Origin of the sequence: Parafannyhessea sp. LCP19S3_B1 (assembly GCF_052121955.1) — a bacterium.
Lineage (GTDB): Bacteria > Actinomycetota > Coriobacteriia > Coriobacteriales > Atopobiaceae > Parafannyhessea.
Genome location: NZ_JBQKDH010000017.1, coordinates 33,594 through 41,545 on the forward strand (window position 1 = coordinate 33,594; position 7,952 = coordinate 41,545).

General features: G+C 64.9%; 8 protein-coding genes. 2 read left to right on the forward strand and 6 right to left on the reverse strand.

Translation table 11 applies throughout. The features are described from left to right. Positions 1-298: 298 nt before the first annotated feature. The 4 genes from ACTQWE_RS09520 to ACTQWE_RS09535 all read right to left on the reverse strand — a co-directional run bounded on the left by ACTQWE_RS09520 (position 299) and on the right by ACTQWE_RS09535 (position 2,843). Positions 299-508 (reverse strand): GNAT family N-acetyltransferase, encoded by a 210-nt coding sequence (locus ACTQWE_RS09520; protein ID WP_441857056.1) that lies wholly within the window; start codon positions 506-508, stop codon positions 299-301. Between the two features lie 6 nt (positions 509-514). After that, on the reverse strand, positions 515-718 hold the full coding sequence (locus ACTQWE_RS09525; RefSeq protein WP_441857057.1) for a hypothetical protein: 204 nt from the start codon (positions 716-718) through the stop codon (positions 515-517). Between the two features lie 22 nt (positions 719-740). Then, positions 741-1,934: an ATP-binding protein gene (locus ACTQWE_RS09530; protein WP_441857058.1), complete on the reverse strand. Its 1,194-nt coding sequence runs from the start codon at positions 1,932-1,934 to the stop codon at positions 741-743. Between the two features lie 132 nt (positions 1,935-2,066). Then, positions 2,067-2,843 (reverse strand): radical SAM protein, encoded by a 777-nt coding sequence (locus ACTQWE_RS09535; protein WP_441857059.1) that lies wholly within the window; start codon positions 2,841-2,843, stop codon positions 2,067-2,069. Between the two features lie 245 nt (positions 2,844-3,088). Between ACTQWE_RS09535 and ACTQWE_RS09540 the strand changes: the two genes are divergently transcribed. Then, a complete protein-coding gene (locus ACTQWE_RS09540; protein ID WP_170104587.1) occupies positions 3,089-4,315 on the forward strand; it encodes an iron-containing alcohol dehydrogenase in 1,227 nt (408 codons plus the stop codon). 115 nt (positions 4,316-4,430) lie between these two features. On the opposite strand, the gene ACTQWE_RS09545 is transcribed toward ACTQWE_RS09540, so the two are convergent. After that, a complete protein-coding gene (locus ACTQWE_RS09545) occupies positions 4,431-4,844 on the reverse strand; it encodes a hypothetical protein (protein WP_441857060.1) in 414 nt (137 codons plus the stop codon). Between the two features lie 351 nt (positions 4,845-5,195). Here ACTQWE_RS09545 and ACTQWE_RS09550 point away from each other — a divergent pair, with 351 nt between their 5' ends. Then, positions 5,196-6,521 carry an MATE family efflux transporter gene (locus ACTQWE_RS09550; RefSeq protein WP_441921657.1) on the forward strand — a complete coding sequence of 442 codons (1,326 nt, stop codon included), beginning with the start codon at positions 5,196-5,198 and terminating at the stop codon, positions 6,519-6,521. Here ACTQWE_RS09550 and ACTQWE_RS09555 read toward each other — a convergent pair. After that, complete coding sequence (locus ACTQWE_RS09555; RefSeq protein ID WP_441857062.1) at positions 6,511-7,341, reverse strand: MBL fold metallo-hydrolase; 831 nt, start codon at positions 7,339-7,341, stop codon at positions 6,511-6,513. The genes ACTQWE_RS09550 and ACTQWE_RS09555 overlap by 11 nt on opposite strands. Between the last annotated feature and the right edge of the window lie 611 nt (positions 7,342-7,952).

Below are 7,952 nucleotides of genomic sequence, written 5' to 3' on the forward strand. Positions count from 1 at the left end.
GGCAGACATTACATGCGTTTCGGAAATCGGACTGTTCTTGCACCATCCTGCCGCTCGCTTACGTGATAGGAAAAGGCCCCGGGTCGTTGACAAATGGGTGAGCTCCGCGCGGGGCGACAGCGCCTCAAACGTGTCTCGGATCTTTAATTCGTCTCGGAATGATGAGTTCCTTGCGTCCAGTCATGCATCGGCGCAGCCCTATAGTACGCATACGTACGATTTCGCTTCGTCTTGAAGGAACATTACCTATACGTAAGATGCTTGGCGTGGGCTTTGAGCCGAGCGTACCCCTCTGTGGCTAGATGTGCTTGAGGAAGATATTCCAGCTGGTGCCGAGCACGTCGTCGACGGTGGCTACCTCTTGGAACCCGAGGTGCCTGTAGAGGCCTGGAGCCTGGAAGCCATACGTGTTGAGGAGGACCTTCTTGGCGCCGCGCTCTTTCGCCTGGGATTCGACGCGGGCGAGGAGGGCGCGTGCGACGCCGCAACCGCGGAAGCGCTCCTGCACGAACAGCTACTCGACCTCCACGGTATCTGCCACGAGGTATGCCACGATGCCGCCCGCGAGCTCACCCTCGGCCTGCGCGGTGAGCGAAAGCGACGGTATGTCCTGCGGCCAGTGACGTGCGTTGTACGTGCGAAGGAGGGTGTGGATACGCTCCTCTTCCAGCTCCGTCGCAGGCGCTATGCAGAGGGCGTTTTGGTCATCATGCGGCATGGGGACGCTCCTAACGGAAGCCTTAGTAGAAAAGGGGCACGCGGTCACGGAGGAAATCGTCCAAGGTGCAGGCTCCCGAGGAGCTGTCGCCCACGACGATGCGCTTTGCCTGGGGGTGCCTGGAGAGGAACTGCGCCATGCCGCCCTGACGAGACTCGCTGCCGCCCTTGACCTCGATTGCGGAGATCGAAGCGTTTCTGACGGCCACGAAGTCGACCTCGCTCGTACCCTCGCGCCACCAGAAGAGGCTGAAGCCCTCCTCAGGCGCACGCGCAAGAAGACGGGCGCCGACGGCCGACTCGACGAGGTGACCGCGCCGCGCGCTATCCGCGGCGTACGTTGCCCTGCCAAGCCCATCTGTTGCCGTCATGAGCGACGTGTCGAACACCATGAGGCGCGGGGAGCTCTTGCGGCGCGTGACGGGCTTCTCGTCGTACTTGGGAAGCGCGCAGAGCACGCCTGCCTTGCCAAGGAGATCGAGGTAGTGGGCGAGCGTGGTGGTGTTGCCCGCGTCCTGCAGCTGGCCGAGCATCTTGTTGTACGAGAGCTCCTGGCCGGAGTACGTGGCGCCCAGCCGGAAGAGGGCACGCATGAGCGCGGGCTTGCGCACCCGGCCGAGCGCGAGGACGTCCTGCGAGATGGTGGGCTCGATTATCGCGTCGCGCACGTACGAGGCCCAGCGCTTCTCGTCTTTTGCGAAGATGGCCGCCCCCGGGTAGCCGCCGAGGTAGAGGTAGTCTTCCAGGCTGTACCCAAACGCTTGCGAGCACTCCTTTAGGCTCCAGTGGGGCGACCTGATGAGCTCGAAGCGACCCATGAGGGAATCCTCCAGTCCCCTGTGCAGCAGCAGGGAGGACGAGCCGCTGAGCACTGCGCGTACGGGCGTGCCGTTGCGGCGGTCGGCATCGTAGAGACCCTTCACGACCGTTGGCCAGTGCGGGATCTTCTGGATCTCGTCCACGACCAGCACCACGGGGCGCTTGCCGCCGCCCGTCATGTTGCGTGCCTGCTGCCACTCTGTCTGCAGCCACTCCGCGCTGGGCACGATGGCATCGTCCGAGCTGACGTAGCTGTGCTCCAGGTCGATTTGATCGAGCGCCTGCGTGAGCATGGTGCTCTTTCCCGTTTGCCTTGGGCCCACGACCACCTGGATGAGCGGGTTTTCGACCTCGCGCATGCGTGAGACGATTGTCTGCACCTGGTGCCTCTGGAACATGCTGCCCTCCCTGCGCTTCTCAACGTATTGAGTAAGTATACTCAACATACTGAGTAAATTTACTCAGTATGTTGAGAAGTGCAGGTAGATGGCGAAAAATGTCGGTTGCGGCGTGGGCGCTGGGTGCCGGGGCTAGTAGGAGACCTGGCAGCGGATGCCGGCGGCGCGGACGCGGTCTGCGATGGCGTCCATGGTCTTGCGGCTGGCCTTGCGGAGGTCCGGCGCGGGGGTGTCGCGGGCGATGGTGTAGATGGTGGCGTACTGCGGGGCGATGCGCTTGACGTCCTCGAGCCACTCGCTGACCTGGTCGTACGAGGTGTTGGAGACGTCGCGGCCCTCGAACGTGCCCTCGAGGAAGATGGTCTGGACGATGACGTGGCCGTCGAACGCGGCGTACGCCTGTACCTGGTGCTCCACGGAGTAGGGGATGCTGGGCCTATTGAGCGCGCGGGCGAGGGCGTCTGCGTGGGCGTCGAGCTTGAGGATGTTGTCGTCCACCTTGAACAGGGCGTCGCGGACGGCGGGCCTGTCCGCGAACGTGCCGTTTGAGAGCACGGCGATCTTTGCGGCCGGCGCGAGCTCGTCGCGAAGCGCGATCGCGGCCTCGACCGCCTTGGGGAAGATGGGGCTTGCCGTGGGCTCGCCGTTGCCGGCGAAGGTGATGACGTCTGGCAGGTCGTCGTCCGAGGCCATGAGCTCGAGCGAGGCACGGAGCCCCGAGGTGACGTCCTCGAGTGTGGCGTAGCCGTCGCGCGTGCGCCTTTGGGAGTTGAAGCCGTTTTCGCAGTAGATGCAGTCGAATGTGCAGATCTTGCCCGTCGAGGGCATGAGGTTCACGCCGAGGGAGACCCCGAGGCGCCTGCTGCGGACCGGCCCAAAGACGGGACTGTCATTGAGGAACGTGGCCATGCTCTTCTCGCCCTCCCTGTGCGCGGAGTTCCGCGTGGTGGGTTGTCCACTGATTGGTGGACAACTATTTTCAATAAATTTAGCCCTTTGCTTAGGTTCAATTCATTTTAATGCTTCATCCGGCAATTTTTAGGACATAATTACCGAATAGTTACCGACGGGGGCGTCGGAATGTGATATGCCTACGTGTGTACGGAAACCAGCCTGTCGCACGAGGCGGCGGGCACAAGCGTAGGGAGCTTACTATGGGCCGTTTTACCAACCCGCGTGATCTGTACTTTGGCGAGGGGTCTCGCCACGAGGTCAAGAACCTGAAGGGCAAGAAGGCCGTCATCGTCTCTGGCGGACACAGCATGCGCCGCGGTGGATTCCTTCAGGACGTCCAGAAGGACCTGGAGGACGCCGGCTTCGAGGTGAAGCTGTTTGAGGGCGTCGAGTCTGACCCGTCCGTCGAGACCGTCATGAAGGGCGCCGCCTTCATGCAGGAGTTTGGCCCCGACTGGATCATTGCAATTGGCGGCGGCTCGCCCATTGACGCCGCGAAGGCCATGTGGATCAAGTACGAGTACCCCGAGTGCACCTTCGAGGACATGTGCAAGGTCTTTGGCATTCCCGAGCTGCGCCACAAGGCCCACTTCTGCGCAATCAGCTCTACGTCTGGCACCGCGACCGAGGTGACCGCGTTCAGCATCATCACCGACTACCACAAGGGCATCAAGTACCCGATCGCCGACTTCGAGATCACGCCTGACGTGGCAATCGTCGACCCCGAGCTGACCTACAGCATGCCCGCGAAGCTGTGCGCGCACACCGGCATGGACGCGCTGACCCACTGCCTGGAGGCGTACGTCTCGACGGCGGCCTCCATGTTCACCGACGCCGACGCCCTGCACGGCATCCGCGAGATTCACCACTGGCTGCCGATTTCCTACACCGGCGACAAGGAGGCCCGTCAGCACATGCACGAGGCGCAGTGCCTGGCCGGCATCGCGTTCTCTTCTGGCCTGCTGGGCATCGTGCACTCCATGGCGCACAAGACCGGCGCGGCCTTTGAGAACGGGCACATCATCCACGGCTGCGCGAACGCCATGTACCTGGGCAAGGCCATCCAGTGGAACTCCAAGGACTCCCGCGCCAAGGAGCGCTACGCGTACGTTGCCAAGGAGATCCTGCACCTGCCGGGCGAGACCGACGACCAGCTCGTTGACTCCCTGGTCCAGGAGATCCGCAACATGAACGACAAGCTGAACATTCCGCAGGGCATCAAGAACTACGCCAACGGCGGCGTGAAGGCCGACGCCACGGGCGAGCCCGTGATGGTCTCCGAGGCCGAGTTCAAGGAGAAGCTGCCCCAGATCGCCGCGAACGCCGCGCTGGACGCCTGCACGCCCGAGAACCCGCGCGAGACGAAGCCCGAGGACTTCGAGAAGATTCTGACCTGCTGCTACTACGACGAGCCCGTGAACTTCTAACGAAGCGCGCGGAGACGCGAGTGGCCGCATAGGCCGAGTTTGAGCGAAAGGGGAGCCCGCCGGCGAAATGCCGACGGGCTCCCCTTGTGCGTGCGGTCGCGAGGCGCGTGGGACGTTACGCCTGGGCGAGGAGGTCCGCCGCCTTGGCGCTGCCGGGCTCGAGCGCGCCGAGCGCGCGGTACATCCACTCCGTGCGAGCGGGGTCGAGCGACGCGGCCTCTGCGGAGGTGGCGAGGGCGACGACCTTCTGGGCGAGCTGGGACTGCTCGGCGGAGAGCGCGTCCACGTCTGCCGCCTGGTGGGCGGTGACGCCGCGGTGCTCGCTGACGTGCTGGACGAAGCCGAGGACGTCCTGGGCGGTGCCGGTTGCCGAGGCGTCGTCGCCGTCCGCGTAGGTGCGGATGGCATCGACGATGACCTGGGCGGGCGTGCCGCAGGGGACGAAGCCGGGGACGGCGTCCATGGCCTCGGTGATGGTGGCGCCGAGGGCGACGACGGCGCCGGCGAGCTGCTTCTTGGGATCGGACATGGGACTCTCCTTCTGTGCGAGGGCTCTGCTTGACCGCACTAGGATATGACACCTCGACACGCACATTAGCGTTGCCGCGAGAGAATAGCTACAATTTCTATAACAATTGGGGCGAGGCGGCGCGTTCTTCTCGCCCGCGCGCCTTGTTGTGGGCACATGGCGGGCATGCGCGGCCGGGCCGTGCGGTATCGTGGTGGAAAGAAGTTTTGCGGGTGGCTGGCGCTGTGGCTGCCGCCGCGTGGAATCGAGGGGAAGTCCTGCTGGGTGGAGAAGACGCGTGAGGTCGGGGAGCCGGGGCGAGCCGGTGCGGCGGGCGGGTTGAGCGAAACTGCCGCGCGAAAGTATCGCCAGATGACGGAGAGCCCCATTCCGCGGCTGGTTCTTTCGCTTGCCTGGCCGTCGATCGTGTCGAATCTGGTGACCACGATCTACAACCTGGCGGACACGTTCTTCATTGGGCGGATCTCTACCTCTGCCGAGGGCGCGATCGGCGTGGCGTTTGTGGTGATGACGCTGATCCAGGCCGTTGGGTTCTACTTTGGGCAGGGGACGGGCAACGCGATGTCGAGGTACCTGGGGATGCAGAACCAGCGCATGGCGGACACGATGGCGTCCGTGGGCGTGACCGCGTCGTTTGGGTGCGGCGTGGCGATTGCCGTGCTGGGGCACGTGTTCTTGGTTCCGCTGTGCGTGCTGGCCGGCTCGACGCCCACGATTCTGCCGTACGCGCGGACCTACATCGGGCTGATCCTGGTTGGTGCGCCGTGGATGTGCGCCGCGCTGACGCTGAACCAGCAGCTGCGCTTTGAGGGCGAGTCTGCGTACGCCATGGTGGCGTTTGTGTCCGGCGCGGTGCTTAACTTTGGGCTGGCCCCGCTCTTGATATTTGTTGCGGGACTGGGGATCGCCGGCGCGGGGCTGGCGACGATCATCTGCCAGTTTGTGAGCTTCTGCCTGCTTGTGGCGGGCATGCAGAGAAGCCACGTGGCGCACCTTTCGATTGGGGCGCTTGCCGGCGGGCGCGACATTGCGCGCGAGGTGAACAACGGCGGGCTTCCGTCCCTGGCCAGGCAGCTGGTGGGCGGGTTTGCGATCACGGTGCTGAACAACGCCGCCCGCCCGTTTGGCGACGCCGCCATCGCGGCCATCGCCATAGTGCAGCGCATAGTGAGCTTTGGCAACTACATCCAGATTGGCATTGGGCAGGGGTTCCAGCCCGTGTGCGGCTACAACTACGGCGCGGGCCGCTACGAGCGCGTGCGCGAGGGGATGCGCTTTGCGCACCGGGCCGCATTTGGGATCGTCGCGGTGGTGTGCACGGTGACGTTTGCGTTTGCCCCGCAGATCGTGGGCGTGTTCAGAAACGACCCCGAGGTCATAAGGATCGCAACCGTGACGCTGCGGTTTCAGAGCGTGACGCTTGCGCTGACCGGCGTTGCGATGATCACGAACTTTGCGCTGCAGACGACGGGCCGCATGTGGCGGGCCACGTTTCTGGGGCTGTGCAGGCTGGGCCTTGCGCTGGCGCCGGCCGTCGCGATCATGTCGCGCCTGTTTGGACTGGCGGGCGTGGAGGCCGCGCAGTCCGTGGCGGACGTCGTCACCGTGAGCGTCGCCATCCCGATGACGATTGGGCTTGGGCGCGAGCTGCGCGAGCGCGAGGCCGCTACCAGATAGCGAGGGGCTCGTCCTGGCTGGCGACGCAGATGGTGAGCAGGCCGTCGGGCGTGCGGGCCTCCGGCGCGCCATCCGCGTCGGGCTGGACCGTGGCGCCCATGGCCTGCGCGAGCGTGCGGATGCAGGTGGCGGGCCGGTTGTTCTTCTGCGAGAGGTGGAGGGCCACGACGATCTCCGTGTCCTGGGTCACGAGCAGCGGGAGGGCGTCCGCGGCCTGGTCGTTTGAGAGGTGGCCGGCGTCGCCGCCGACGCGCGCCCGCAGCCACGCGGGGTACGGGCCGTGGGCGAGCATCTGGACGTCGTGGTTGCTTTCGAGCCCGAGGATGCGGACGCCGCGCAGCTGGCCAAGGGCCTCCGCGGTGAGGTAGCCGGTGTCCGTGCACCAGCCGATGGAATCCTCTATCTGGCCGTCGGCGTCGAGCACGGAGAAGCGCAGGCCAAACGGGTCGGCCACGTCGTGCGAGGTGGGGAACGTGGTGACGACCATGCCGTCGAGCTCGAGCGTCTCGCTGTGGGTGACGAGCGTGAACGGGAGGCTGGCCAGGGGCTTTGCGCCTCCGGCGGTGCCGGCCGTCGCGAGGAGCTCGCCGTCGAAGTGGTTGCTGAGCACCGGGAGGCCGCGCGTGTGGTCGGAGTGCTCGTGCGTGACGAGGACGTGCGTGACGCGGTCGAGGTCGCAGCCGCACGCGTCCGCGCGGTGCATAAGCTCGCGGCGCGAGATGCCGCAGTCGATGAGGACGCTGCCTTGCGGGCCGTCGACCACGGCGGCGTTTCCCTTGGATCCGCTGGCCAGTACGTACAGGTGCATCTTGGGCGTCATGTTGCTCCTGGTGGGGTGGCGGCCGCGGGACGCGCGGCCGGGGTTGGTTTCGAGCTTGGCATTGTAGTGCATGGGGGTGTGCGGCGCGTGGGGGAGCGGCGCGGGGGGTGCCGGTGCGAGCGGCGGTGCGGGCGGAAGGCGCTGGTGCGGGCGGTGTCGGTACACGTGAGACCCGAGTTGACACGCCTGTACACTTCGCGGCCCAGTTTGCAGGGGCCCCGCAAGCTCGCGTCAGATGTGTACGGACTGGGTACACATGGGCGCACTTTTGGCAAGAATCCGCAAACTCGCGCCAGACGAGTACCATCGAAAGTTGAACCATGTCAGGAACTGTCAGACGTGTACCAGGTCGTTAGTTAAGACTTTGATCGCGCAGCTCATCTACCTCATGCTATGTGGAATTAGACTAATTCCTCATGGTACACGTCTGGCCCGAGTTTGCATTTTCCGGTACACATCAGCGAGTTCCTGCCATGGTTAGAACATTTATGGTACACGTCGGAAATGCGGCAGAAAGTTGGACCGCGCGGGGCGCGGTCGGGACGGAGGCCGCCATGGACGGGACGCCGAGGTACACCGACGAGGAGAGGGCGCACTACCTGAGGACGATG